Here is a 12797-nt window from a genome sequence, read left to right on the forward strand (position 1 = left end):
CCGCTCGTCAGACCTTCGGGGCACCCAGCGCCGTGATGATCGCCCGGCTCAGGGTGGCCACCACCAGGGCGACGCTCGGGCGCACGATCGAGTCCTCGAGGTTCATGGAGCCGGAGAAGCCCGCCCCGCTGGCGATCTGCTCCAGCCGCTGGTGGGCCCGGGCGGCCTCCTCCGGCGGGAGCCGCAGGGCCGGCTCCATCCGGGTCGCCACGAGCAGCGTGGCCAGGGCCGCGGTCCGCTCGTCCGGCGGGGCGTCGGTGATCAGCGCCTCGGCCAGCCGCTTGCGGATCTCCGCCTCGAACGCGGGGTCCGCGGTCGGATAGCGGTGCACGTGGATGTGACCCATCTGGGTCTCGTCCACGTCACGCACCACGCCCCGCTCGATCAGGTCCTGCAGGACCCGGTTACGGAGGTTGTGGCGCAGCCGCTGCACCCACTGCGCGGGGGTGTGCGGGTCGTCCGCGGCGGCTTTGGCGAGCACCAGGTCGGCGATCGGGTCGCCGATCGGGGTCGGGTCGTTGACGACGAGGTTGCCGTTCACGTAGGCGATCCGGCCGGCCAGCGCGAGGTCCACCAGCACGGCCGCGGACATACCGAGGTCGAGCCCGATGCGGGAACCGGTCGCCTTGCCGGTCTGGTCGTCGTACGCGAGGAGGAGGAGTTCCTCAGCGAGCGCGATGGAGGTCATGGCAAAACGATAGTGGCCTCAGTCACGTCACCTCCACTGCCACTCCCCTTTCGGCCGGCCGCGAGCAACCAGTCGACCAGCCGCTCGGCCGCCCGGCCGTCCCGCGCGGTCGCATATGTCTCCGCGAACGCCTTGGCTGCCCCCGCGTGTTCGGCGGCGACGGTGTCGAGTGCACCCAGCGCCGCGGCCACCTCGGCGGAGGTGCTCAGCAGCGGCCCGGGAGCCACGGTGCCGAGGTCGACATTGAGCCCCGGAGAAGCCTGGAACTCCGCCAGGTCGGGCACGTGGAGCAGGGCCGGCCGGCCGGTGACCGCGAAGTCGGCCAGCAGGGTCGAGTAGTCGGTGATCAGCGCGTCGGCAGCCAGCAGCAGCTCGCCCACCTGCGGATATCCCGACACGTCGAGCACCCCGGGCACCAGGCCCAGCACGTCGTCGCCGAGCGCCGGATGCCGGCGGACGAGCAACGTGTGGCCGGGCGGCAGGGCGGCCACGACGGCCGGCAGGTCCAGCAGCTTGCCGGGGTCGCTCCAGCCCCGTTTGCGCCAGTCCATCGGGCGCCGGGTGGGTGCGTACAGGATCAGCCGGGTGTCGGCGGGCAGCGCCAGGCGCGCGAGCACCGCGGCCCGGGCGGTCTCGGCGTCCATGGTGGTGAGCAGGTCGTCGGCCGGGCGTCCCCACTCCAGGACCGGGCCGCCGAACCGCAGCTCCCGGCGCAGCACCGGGGTGGCCGAGGGGCCCGGCGACGCCAGGGCCGTCCAGCTCGCCGCGTCGGAGTCGAGCTGGTCGATCAGCTCCTGGCCGAGCGGGTGGGCGACCGCCGTGGCTCCGGAGCGGGCGATCGGCCAGCCGCCGGCCAGCCGGAGTACCACCTGACCGTCGGCCGGGCGGAACCAGCGCGGCAGGTCGTCGTTGGTGACGATCCAGCGGCTGGTGGTCAGGGCGGCGTACCAGGCCTCGCTGCCGTGGGTGACCGGCTCGGCGCCGGACGGCACCGGCTGGCCACGTTCGACCGTCCAGTGGGCGGCCGGGGCCTGCGGCCGGCGGGTCAGCTCGGCCAGCAGAGCGGCCGGGTCGTCGGCGAAGCGCCGGCCCGGTGCGGCGTCGAAGAGCACCGCGTCCCGCAGGGCGGGCCGGGCACCGGGCGAGGCGTACGCGGCGCGCAGACGGTCCTGCTCGGCCGGGTCGGGCTCGGGGGTCTCGACGACCAGGACGGTGCGTTCCTCGCCGGCCGAGCGCAGCACCGTGCGTACCCCGTCGGCGGTGGTCGCCGAGGTCGGCAGGCCCGCGGTGACCGCACCGGTGAAACCGAGGCTGGCGATGGTCAGGTGGTGCACCCCAGCGGACCGGAACGACAGATCCCACATGCCCGCCACCAGCGGCAACGGTCCGGCGAGGCCGGGCATCGCGGCCGGGTCGACGACCGCCTGCCAGCGCCCGTCCACCGCCCGCAGCGGCAGGCTGAGGTCCTTGCGGCGGCCGCGCAGCCGGAGCAGCAGCTCCCCCTCGATGTCTTCCGGGCTGTCACCGCTGAGCACGAGGGCACCGTCGGGACGCCAGCCGGCGGACGTCACCACCGGGCCGGCCGGGCGGGTGCGCAGGAAGACGTGACCAGCGGCCGAGACGGCCGTGTAGACCTCGTCGGTGCCCCGCACTGTCCGCAGCGGCTCGTAGCCGTCGTCGGCGACGAGCTGGACCGGCTTGTCCCGGACGACGATGTCGATCTGGAAGCGCTGGGCGTACAGGCCGGCGGCGTGGTTGTCGTCGGTGACGTCGAGGCCGATGCCGGCCAGCGGGAGGCGCGCGGTGAAAGCGAAGCCGTCCGGGACCGGGCTCACCTCGGCCGGCACCCGGTGCGTGACGATGCCACGGACCCGGCTCAGCTCGATCCGGACCGGGCCCGCCGGGCGGCTGCGCAGCATGCCCCGCAGCACCAGATCGTCGCCGTCGCGGTGGCTCGCGGTGAGCCAGCCGTCCGACTTGCTGATCCGCAGCCGCAGCCGGCCCTTGGTCTCGATCGGGGCGACCCAGACACCGGGCTCCAGCTGCTTGCGGGGCAGCGGATCGCTCCAGCCCTCGGGCATCCGCAGGCCCGCGCGGCGGACCGTGATGCCGCGGGCGGCGGCGACCGCGACCGTCCAGCTGCCGCTGCGCCAGACCTTGCCGTTGCGCATCACGGCCGGATCGATCGAGACGGTGAAGCCCGCGGCCTGCTCGGCCGGGCGGGCCTCGGGATCACGGTGGGCCCGCGCCCGCAGCGGGAGGCGGCGCCGGCCGCCGTCGCTGGAGAGCCACAGCAGCCGCATCGAGCCGAACCGGCGCGGCGGGCCACCGGGCACGTAGGCGTAGCCGGTCAGCTCCAGACGGCCGTCGCGCCAGACCAGGCTGCGGACCGCGGACTCCAGCGGGCGCTGCGATGCCGCCCTGGGCTTACGGAAGCCGCGGTCGATCAGCTCGACCAGGTCGTCGAGGCGGCGGTCACGGATCAGCTGCCAGTGCTTGCGGACCTTGGCCGGCTGCCGGTCGACCGCTCCCGGGTCGAGCTCGGCGAGATAATCCGTGGCCAGCTGCATGAACGTCTCGCGGAACTCCGGCGAGGCCGCCGGCAGGAACCTGAGGTAGCTGCTGAGCTTGTCCCATACCGCCTGTTCCTCGTACACCCGGCGGAGCTCGTCCTGGCCGGCGTCCGTGAGCAGCTTGCGGGTCAGCTGGACAGAGAAGAAGCGGTCGACCAGGTTGCGCAGGTCGTTGTTGGACTGGGTGATCGAGCGGACCGCGCCCTCGCGGACCCGCCAGAAGTAGATCGGCTCGTTGACGACCGCGACGCTGGTGGCCAGGGCGTGCGCCGGCACGGTGACCGGCACGTCCTCGAAAAGCCGGCCGACCGGGAACTCGAAGCCGTGCGCGTCGTAGAAGGAGCGGCGGTACAGCTTGTTCCAGATCGTGCGGTCGCGCAGCAGCTCCGGCCGGCGGGTGACGTGCGTGTTCAGGTCGGTGGTGGCGATCGCCTCGTTGTGCGGCGCCCCGCGGTACGCGCCACGCGAGGAGTACCGCCGTACGGCACCGCTGGCGAAGTCCGCGCCGCCGGCCAGCGCCTGCACCAGCAGCTCGTACGCGTGCGCGGCCAGCACGTCGTCACTGTCGACGAAGGCCAGGTATTCGCCCCGCGCGGCCGGCACGGCCACGTTGCGGGCGGCGCTGAGCCCGGCGTTGGCCTGCCGGATGAGCTCGAACCGGGGATCCGCCGCCGCGAACTCCGCCGCGACGGCCGCGGACCCGTCGGTGCTGCCGTCGTCGACCATCAGCACCTGGAGGTCGGCGTAGGTCTGCGCGCGCAGCGAGTCGAGGCAGTCACGCAGGAAGGGCTCGACGTTGTAGATCGGCACAATGACGCTGACCAGCCCGGGGACCCGCTCGGACATCGGCTCAGACATCGGCGAACACCCGCCGGACCACGCGCTCGGCGGCGTGGCCGTCCTCCAGGGCGCAGAACCGCGCCCGGAAGCGGGCCCGGGCCGCGGTGGCCTCGGGGCTGTCCACCTGGCCGGTGCGGAACGCGGCCACCAGCTCGTCGAACGTCCGGGTGAACGTGCCCGGGTGCTCGGTCTCCAGGTCGAACGTGACGCCGCGCACCGCCCGGTAGATCTCCCAGTCCGGCGCGAAGATGATCAGGGGGCGGTCCAGCACGGCATAGTCGAACATCACCGAGGAGAAGTCGGTGATCAGCGCGTCGGCGGCCAGGTAGAGCGTCTCCACCGTGGGGAACGCGGACACGTCGGTGACTCGCGGGTGCAGGGCCGGGAAGCCGGCCAGGCCGTAGAAGTAGTGGCCGCGCAGCAGCACCCGGGTGTCCGGGCCCAGCGCCTCGGCCAGCGCGTCGACGTCGAGCACCGGGGTGAAGGTCGCGTGCCACTCGCGGTGGGTCGGGGTGTACAGCACCACCCGCTCGCCGGGCGCGATGCCGAGCTCGGCGCGGGCCGCCGCGACGTCGGACTCGGTGGCCCGGGCCAGCCGGTCGTTGCGCGGATAGCCGGTCTCCAGCGTCTCGCCCCGGATCGGGAACTGCCGGTCCCAGAGCAGGGTGGTGTGCCGGTTGGCGGTGATGCTGAAGTCCCACTTGGCGATGTTGCGGCGCATCCGCTCGGCGTTGAAGCTGACCGTGGAGGCCGGGAACTTCGGCTGGTCGAGGCCCATCGTCTTGAGCGGCGTGCCGTGGTGCGTCTGCACGTGGACCGCACCCGGCCGCTTCACCACCTCCGGCGGGAAGGTGGCGTTGTTGATCAGATACTTGGCCCGGGCGATGGTGCGGTAGTAGGCCCGGCTGCCGGCGATGACGTGGTCGACGCCCTCGGGCAGCGGCCGGTGCCCCCGCTTGACCACCCAGACGCCACGGACGCCGGGGGCCAGCTCCTTGGCCTTCTCGTAGATGGCGGCCGGGTTGCAGGCATAACCGCGATACCAGTACGCGGCGTACACGGCCAGGCTCTCGTCGATCGGGCGGCGCAGCTGCCACTTGTAGTACCAGCGCAGGGCCGGCTTGCGCAGGCGGGCTTTGGCCGTACGCGGCACCCGGCGGACCGAGCGCGCCACGCCGGCCACGCCGCGCAACGCCCGGTAGGCGGTGAAGGAGTCAGCAGCGAGCAGCTTGAGCCGCAGCCCGGCGGCACCACCGGGACGGGCGGCGGCCCCGGCCTCGTGCTTGCGCAGCAGGTCCGACACCGCGGTGAACATCGCCCGGCGGGCCGAACGCGGCGTACGGGTGTCGTCCTCGACGATCGTGAGCAGCTCGGTGACGGCCCGGTCCAGCGCGCGCCGGCGCAGCTTGGGAGACGCGGTGGCGACCACGGGACGGCTCAGCGCGTCGTCGTACTGCACCACCGCGTCGGCGTGCCGAGGCGAGCGGGTGGTGCGGATCGAACCGTCGCGGTCCAGCCGGCGGATGTAACAGGCCGGCTCGAAGGTCGTGACAGTGCCCGCCTCGGCCAGCACCGCGTACGCGAAAGCCACGTCCTCGTACCAGCCCGGGCGGAAGCGGATGCCGGAGTCGAGCAGGAACTGCCGGCGCACGATGAGCGCGCCGAGCGGAGGGGCTGCCCGGGTCAACGCTTCAGCACCGGTGGCCGCGGACTCCGGCGTACGCCAGCCGGACACCGACCTGTTCCACCGTTCCCGCGCGGCCCCGACGACCAGCACGTCCGGCTTCTCCTCGCGCAGCCGGGCCTCCACCGCGGCGAGCGCGCCGGGCACGATCCGGTCGTCACCGTCGACGAACCAGACGTACTCGCCGGTGGCCTGCTCCAGGCCGGCGTTGCGGGCCGGGCCGGGGCCGCCGTTGGTCGTGAGGTGCACCACAGTCAACCGGGAGTCGCCGGCGGCCCGCTCGTCGAGGACCTCGCCGCTGTGATCGGGCGACGCGTCATCGACGCCGATCACCTCGGCGTCCACCGTCTGCTGATCGAGGACCGAGGACAGCGCCTCGGCGAGATATCCCTGAACGCTCCACGCGGGAACGACGACGCTGATCATGGTCATAGCGGTGCGCGGGCCGTCCGTACGAGGTCTGGAGAGGAGAACGCCCAGATTAGCACCGGCGAGATTCCGGAATTGTTTCCCCGATTTCGGCTGCGCGCTCCTCAGGGCTCACACTGCTCTGATGGATCACACCCACAATGACACCGATGCCGCCGGCGCCCGGCCGCCGTTCGTGCACCCCTCCGCGGACGTGGAGGAGGGTGCCACGCTCGGCGCCGGCACCAAGGTCTGGCACCTCGCGCACGTCCGCTCGTCCGCCGTGGTCGGCGACGACTGCGTGATCGGGCGCAACGTCTACCTCGACGCCAACGCCGTCGTGGGCAGCCGCGTCAAGATTCAGAACAACGTCTCGGTCTACCAGGGCGTGACGATCGAGGACGAGGTCTTCGTCGGCCCGTGCGCGGTCTTCACCAACGACCTGCGGCCGCGGGCGCAGAACCCGGACTGGAAGATCACCCCGACGCTGGTCCGGCGGGGCGCCTCGATCGGCGCGAACGCCACGCTGATCTGCGGCATCGAGGTCGGCGAGTACGCGATGATCGCGGCCGGCTCGGTCGTGACCAAGGACGTCCAGCCCTACCAGCTGGTGGCGGGCAACCCGGCCCGGCCCAAGGGCTGGGTCGACGAGAGCGGCGAGATCGTCAGCCGCGAGATCGAGCGGGGCTGAGCGGCCGGACGTTGCCCGGGGCGGCCGGAGCCGCCCCGGGACCGCACGTCAGCCGCCGATGACGATCCGGCGGATGCCCTCGAGGCGCTCCGGGTCGGTGGTGCGCCGGCCGTCGACGATCACCTTGACGCCGGGCAGGTCCGCGGCGGTGAGGCTGCGGTACTCGGCGTGGTCGGCCTGCACGACCGCCGCGCCCAGCTCCTCGCCGTTCCACGGCGGCAGGCCCAGGGCGGTCAGCTCGGCGGTGGAGTACATCGGGTCGGACACGTAGGGCTTCGCGCCGCGGCGCCGCAGCTCCTCCACGGCCGGGAAGACGCCGGAGAACGCCGTCTCCTTGACCCCGCCCCGGTAAGCGGCCCCGAGCACCAGCACGCCCAGCCCGTCGAGGTCACCGACCGCGGCGGCGAGCAGGTCGACCGCGTACGCCGGCATCGCCGCGTTGGCCTCGCGGGCCGAGCGGACCACCGTGGCCGACGGGTCGTTCCACAGGTAGAGCCGCGGGTAGACCGGGATGCAGTGCCCGCCGACCGCGATCCCGGGCCGGTGGATGTGGCTGTACGGCTGGGTGTTGCAGGCGTCGATGACCAGGTTGACGTCGACGTCGATGGTGTCGGCGTACCGGGCGAACTGGTTGGCCAGCCCGATGTTGACGTCGCGGTAGGTGGTCTCGGCCAGCTTCGCCAGCTCGGCGGCCTCGGCCGAACCGAGGTCCCAGACGCCGTTCGGGCGGTCCAGGTCGGGCCGGTCGTCGAAGTCGAGCACGGCCTCGTAGAACTCGACACCGCGCTGGGCCGACGCGGCGTCCACGCCGCCGACCAGCTTCGGGTACTTGCGCAGGTCGGCGAAGACCCGGCCGGTGAGCACCCGCTCGGGGCTGAAGACCAGGTGGAAGTCGCGCCCGGCGACCAGGCCGGAGCCCTGCTCCAGCAGCGGCGCCCAGCGGGTGCGGGTGGTGCCGACCGGGAGGGTGGTCTCGTAGCTGACCAGCGTGCCCGGGCGCAGGCCACGGGCGATGTCGCGGGTGGCGGACTCCATCCAGCCGAAGTCCGGCACGCCCTCGCCGTCGACGAACAGCGGCACCACCACGACCACGGCCTCGGCCTCGGCCACGGCGGCCGCGGTGTCGGTGGTGGCCGTCAGCAGACCGGCGTTGACCGCCTGCTTGAGCTTGACATCGAGGTCGGCCTCACCCGGGAAGGGCACCAGGCCGTCGTTGACGGTGCGCACCGTCGGCTCGGAGACGTCCGCCCCGATCACGGTGTGCCCCTTGGACGCGAACTGGACGGCGAGCGGCAGCCCGATCTTGCCCAGGGCGACGACACAGATCTTCATGCTGGGGTACATCCTCCTTGGCGCGGGTCAGCGCTTGGGGCGGAGCCGGCGCGCGAGACGGCCGGCGATCCGGCGGGGGGTGACGGTGGTGCTCACGACGTGCAGCCTGGCCTTCTCGTCGAGCTCGGCGCCGACGAGGTGAAAACGTAGGCCACGCCGATGGAGGATACGCGTCGCCCGCGAGAGGTCGAACGCGGTCACCGGAAGACTGTACGACTCGCCGCGGGTGGTCCAGCTGAAGCGCACGCGCCGGCGCTGCCGCCGCTTGGTCTGCCCGGCGACGATATCGTCGATCGTCAGATAGCCCAGGACCCGGGTGCCGCCGTCGTCGTCGTTGGCTGACTCGGTGAGGGTGGCCGGGAGGTCACCGGCCGTCACCTGCGGGGCCGGGCCGTCGCCGCTGTTCAGGTTGGGCAGGGACGTGAGCCAGCCGACCAGCAGGGCGCGCCGGCCGTCCGGGGTCCGGCCCCAGCGCACGTCGGCCGGGCCGGTCTGGTGGACGAGCTGGCGGACGTGCGAGGTCGCGTCGAACCACTCGTCGGGGAAGCCGAGGGCCGGGTCCCGGAAGCCGGGGAAGTTCAGGTAGTAGCGCTCACCCTCGGCGACCACCGGTGACAGGCCGTGCTCGGCGAAGTGCTTCGCAACGGTCAGCAGGTCCTGGACCGTGCCGTACTGGGCGATGCTGAGCGGGATCCGGTGCCGCACGTCCAGGTCGGCCCGGATCTCCTCGGTCAGGTACGTGTCCGCCAGCTTGCGGACCCCCTCCTGGACGCGGATCCGTTCCTCCTGGTCCGCCTCGAGGAACCGCTTGCCCAGCAGCTTGCCGAGCTCCCAGGTGAAGTGCCGGCGCAGCACCGCGTCCCGGGCCTGCGGGTCGGTGATGACGTCGGCGACCGTGTCCATGATCAGCGCGGCGTCCTGCACGAAGCCGGACAGCGAGGTGCGGTACGTGATGTTGCTGGAGTCCGTGCGCCGCACCGCGTAGTAGAACTCGTAGTCGGCGCGGACGGCGATCCGCCGGGCCGCCATCACCGCGCGGATGGTGAACGGCTGGTCACTGCCGGAGCGCAGCTCCTCCGGATAGCGGATGTGGTGCTCCTCCAGCAGGGAGCGGCGGAACAGCTTGGTGTTGGACAGCGCCCAGGGCAGCGCCGAGTTGACCAGCGTGATGTCGTCGCGGTTGCCCGGGGCGAAGACGGCCTGGTTGACCACCCGGCCGCCGGCGCCGACCAGGCGGCCCAGCACGATGTCGGCCTCCAGCTCGTCGGCCGCGGTGACCAGCCGTTGCAGCGCCTCGGTGCCGAGGTAGTCGTCGGCGCCGAGGAAGAAGACGTACCGGCCGGTGGCCAGGTCCAGGCCGCGGTTGCTCGGGCCCGCCGGACCGCCGGAATTCTCCTGGTGCAGCACCTTGAAGGTGCCCGGATACTCCGCCGCCCAGCGGTCCAGCTCGGCGCCGCTGCCGTCGGTGGACCCGTCGTCGATGGTGAGGATCTCCAGCCGGTCGATCCCGATGCTCTGGTCGACCAGCGAGCGCAGACACTCCGTCAGGTACGGCATCGTGTTGTACACGGCCACCACAACACTGACGTCGGGCCCACCCACTACGCGCCTCCCCGGCACCTCAAGTCTGAAAGACGACGGGAGTCTATGACACCCCCGCTCGCCCGTACCGCTAGAACCTCTTCGCTAAGCAGGCGTTTCCTGCATTATGCCGATCGGTTACTTTCCCGGCCCCGTACCGCTGCCGGGCACCTGATCGAGGGACCCGGTGACGACCACGCCGGGGTGACCCGCGACGAGGCGGCCGGCCAGCTCCCGGGCGACCGGCCCGGCGGCCACCACGTAGCGCGCCCGGGCCAGGTCCAGACGCGGCAGCTCGCCGCGCAGCTCCGACCAGAGCGCGTCGGAACGCTTGCGCACCCACCGGGGACCGATGAGGACGGCCTCCGCTTTGCGCGCACCGCGGCGATGCAGCCGGCGGGCGCGGCGCAGCAGCACCTCCCAGCCCGGTTCCGGCCGTCGGCGGGCCACGTTCAGCAGACCGTCGACAACTTTTCCCGGTGCCTTCCGGACAACGACATCCTCGGCATGCCGGATGCGCTCGAGGCCGGCGCCGGCCCGTAAGCGGTGCACGGTGACCCCGGCTCCGCCCGTGATGCCGTCCACCGTGGTCAGCACGTCGATCTGCGCCCCGGCGGCGACCGCATGCGGCAGCGCCGCACGCACCCGCGCGGCGGCGGTGGCGTCGGTGACGAGCACGACGATCCGGTCGCCGGGCGTGAAGGCCGGCTCGGTGACTCCGGTGATCGGCTCGTGGTACCACCGTTGCAGCTGGGCGGCGACGGCCGTGGTGCCGTACCGCTCCCGCAGGGCCTCCCGCGCGGCCGCGAGATCAAGCTGCGGCAGCTCCTTGACCAGCTCGTCGAACGCCTCGGCGACCCGCTCCGGCGGGCAGTCCACCTCGACCAGCCGGCCGGCGACGCCGGACAGGCCCGCCATCGTCTCCCGCGGTCCGTCGCTGGCGGCCACCAGCACCGGCAGCCCGGTGGCGACCGCCTCGACGACGGTCATGCCGAACGTCTCCTTGCTGCTCAGGTGCACCAGCAGATCGTGGTCGTGCATGAGCGCGGCGACCTGATCCGGCGGCACCGGGGCCAGCAGCCGGACCCGGCCGGCCAGCCCCAGCTCGGCCGCGCGGTGACCGAGCTCCTCGGCCAGCGGGCCGGACCCCACCATGGTCAGCGTCCGGGACGGATCCGCGGCCGCAGCGATCGCAAAGGACTCCAGCAGGCCCCGTACGCCCTTGTGCTCGATCAGCCGCCCGACGTAGAGCCACCTCTTCAGCTCGGTCACGGGCTCGGGACGGACCGCGAAGCCGGCGAAGTCGATCGGGTTGGGCACGACCTGGACCTTGGCGGCGTGCTGGGGGAACTCGGCGCACAGGTAGTCGCGGAGGCTGCCACCCACGCACAGCACCACGTCGGCCCGGTTGAGCATGGCGGCGTACCGGCTGCGCACGCCGGCCCTGCCCAGCACCCGCGGGAGGAAGGTGGCGTGCTCGGTGACCACGACGCGGGCCTCCGGCCGGGCCAGCGCGGCCGCCACAGCACCTCCGTAGAGACCGGTGTGGGCGTGCACGACCGGCGCCTCGATCCGGCCGGTCGGCAGCGCGGCCCGTACGGCGCGCACGTGGGCGTCGATCCACTGCGGGTAGCCACCGGTGGTCAGGCTCGGCACCGCCACCCGGCACAGCTCGCCCTGCGGCGTGTCCCGGACGACGACCAAGCCGGCCCGCGCGGCCAGCCGGTCGGTGACCGCGTCGACCGCGTCCGGCGACGCCTCCGCGCGCGGATAGAACCAGCCCTCACTGTGCAGGGTCGAGACCGTGCCCGCGCCGGAACGCACCGCGTCGGTGGTAGCCCGGACGAAGGCGCCCGCGAAGTCGTCGTTCGGGCCCGGATACCACGGGGTCACGACGGCGAGGTCGGCCGGCTGCGGCCGGCGGCCGCGCTCGGCGTCCGGCTCGACGGTGACCGTGACGTCGCGCCGCCGGCGTCCCACGCCCCAGGCCGCGACCAGTGCCGGCACATCGCCGGCCACCACGGCGGCACCCGCCGGCAGAGCGCTGCCCGCCAGCAACGCCGCGACAGCGCGCCGGTCCGGCAAGCGGCGCAGCTCCACTCCGGGCGGTGGCTCGACAGCGGACCAGGCCGGTCCGTCGAGCACGACCAGCGTCACCGCGGCACCGTTGGCGGCCGCCTGGGCGCTCAGCCGTAGCGCTGCGTTGATCCGCCGGCTGCCGAGCGCGAGGTAGACCACGGTCCGGCGCGACATCCAGCCTCATTTCTCCGAAGTTGATGACCGCGGCCCGCACCGAGGTACTACTCTGCGCAGGTTGGCGTCACCTGCTCCCGCTGCGAAAGTGGATCATGTCATGACGCTTCTCACCGACGCGGAAGCCTCGAAGTACTGGAACGAGCGCCACCAGCAGGAGACCGATCTGCGGTCGGGCGGCGACATCTCGTTCGACGAGGCGACCAACTATATGTTCTACCAGCGTCGGCTCACCATGCTCATGGACCGCGTCGGTCTGCACAACAACCCGGTTGCGCCGATGTACCTGCTCGACGCGGGCTGCGGCAAGGGCTACTTCAGCCGGGAGCTGGCCAAGTTCGGTCACCAGGTCGACGGCATCGACGGCAGCGAGGCGGCCATCGCGCACTGCCGGGAACTGGGCGGCGGCCCCCGATACCACCGGACCACTCTCTCCGGCTGGCGCACGCCCTGGCTGTACGACGTCGTCTTCACCGTCGACGTGCTCTTCCATATCCTGGACGACACGGAATGGGCCCGTTCCACCCGCAACCTGGCCTCGCTGGTCCGGCTCGGCGGCAAGCTCGTCATCGGCGACTGGGGCGAGGACGGCGACCACGTGTACGGCAACTACCAGGTGGTCCGCGGGCGGGACAAGTACCTGCCGTTGCTGGACGCCTGCGGCCTGCGTTTCGACGGCTGGGAGCCGTACCGCTTCCGGCGTAGCCCCATCGGGCTCTACACCTTCACCCGCATCGGCTGAGGATC

8 protein-coding genes are annotated in these 12797 nt (G+C 72.6%); 2 read left to right on the top strand and 6 right to left on the bottom strand.

The annotated features are described in order from the left end of the window. Positions 1-7: 7 nt before the first annotated feature. Genes ACQP2Y_RS43045 through ACQP2Y_RS43055 form a run of 3 tightly spaced genes read right to left on the bottom strand, consistent with a single transcriptional unit; the run spans position 8 to position 6217 of the window. On the bottom strand, positions 8-688 hold the full coding sequence (locus tag ACQP2Y_RS43045) for a GOLPH3/VPS74 family protein (protein ID WP_433722206.1): 681 nt from the start codon (positions 686-688) through the stop codon (positions 8-10). Continuing rightward, complete coding sequence (locus ACQP2Y_RS43050; RefSeq protein WP_433722208.1) at positions 685-4119, bottom strand: CDP-glycerol glycerophosphotransferase family protein; 3435 nt, start codon at positions 4117-4119, stop codon at positions 685-687. The genes ACQP2Y_RS43045 and ACQP2Y_RS43050 overlap by 4 nt, the downstream gene beginning before the upstream one ends. Then, positions 4112-6217 carry a bifunctional glycosyltransferase/CDP-glycerol:glycerophosphate glycerophosphotransferase gene (locus tag ACQP2Y_RS43055; protein ID WP_433722210.1) on the bottom strand — a complete coding sequence of 702 codons (2106 nt, stop codon included), beginning with the start codon at positions 6215-6217 and terminating at the stop codon, positions 4112-4114. Before ACQP2Y_RS43055 ends, ACQP2Y_RS43050 begins: the two co-directional genes overlap by 8 nt. 121 nt (positions 6218-6338) lie before the next feature. Between ACQP2Y_RS43055 and ACQP2Y_RS43060 the strand changes: the two genes are divergently transcribed. Continuing rightward, positions 6339-6884, top strand: coding sequence for an acyltransferase (locus tag ACQP2Y_RS43060; RefSeq protein ID WP_360817296.1), 546 nt, complete (start codon positions 6339-6341; stop codon positions 6882-6884). A 48-nt stretch (positions 6885-6932) separates the two neighbouring features. On the opposite strand, the gene ACQP2Y_RS43065 is transcribed toward ACQP2Y_RS43060, so the two are convergent. The 3 genes from ACQP2Y_RS43065 to ACQP2Y_RS43075 all read right to left on the bottom strand — a co-directional run bounded on the left by ACQP2Y_RS43065 (position 6933) and on the right by ACQP2Y_RS43075 (position 12050). Beyond that, positions 6933-8216 (bottom strand): nucleotide sugar dehydrogenase, encoded by a 1284-nt coding sequence (locus ACQP2Y_RS43065; protein ID WP_360817299.1) that lies wholly within the window; start codon positions 8214-8216, stop codon positions 6933-6935. Between the two features lie 27 nt (positions 8217-8243). Beyond that, positions 8244-9818 carry a glycosyltransferase family 2 protein gene (locus tag ACQP2Y_RS43070; RefSeq protein ID WP_433722213.1) on the bottom strand — a complete coding sequence of 525 codons (1575 nt, stop codon included), beginning with the start codon at positions 9816-9818 and terminating at the stop codon, positions 8244-8246. 117 nt (positions 9819-9935) lie between these two features. Beyond that, positions 9936-12050: a glycosyltransferase family 4 protein gene (locus ACQP2Y_RS43075; protein ID WP_433722215.1), complete on the bottom strand. Its 2115-nt coding sequence runs from the start codon at positions 12048-12050 to the stop codon at positions 9936-9938. Between the two features lie 100 nt (positions 12051-12150). On the opposite strand from ACQP2Y_RS43075, the gene ACQP2Y_RS43080 reads away from it, so the two are divergent. After that, the gene (locus ACQP2Y_RS43080; protein ID WP_433722217.1) at positions 12151-12792 is read left to right on the top strand and encodes a class I SAM-dependent methyltransferase; all 642 of its coding nucleotides are present in this window, start codon (positions 12151-12153) and stop codon (positions 12790-12792) included. The last annotated feature ends 5 nt before the right edge of the window (positions 12793-12797 follow it).

Origin of the sequence: Actinoplanes sp. CA-051413, assembly GCF_050955795.1 — a bacterium.
Lineage (GTDB): Bacteria > Actinomycetota > Actinomycetes > Mycobacteriales > Micromonosporaceae > Actinoplanes.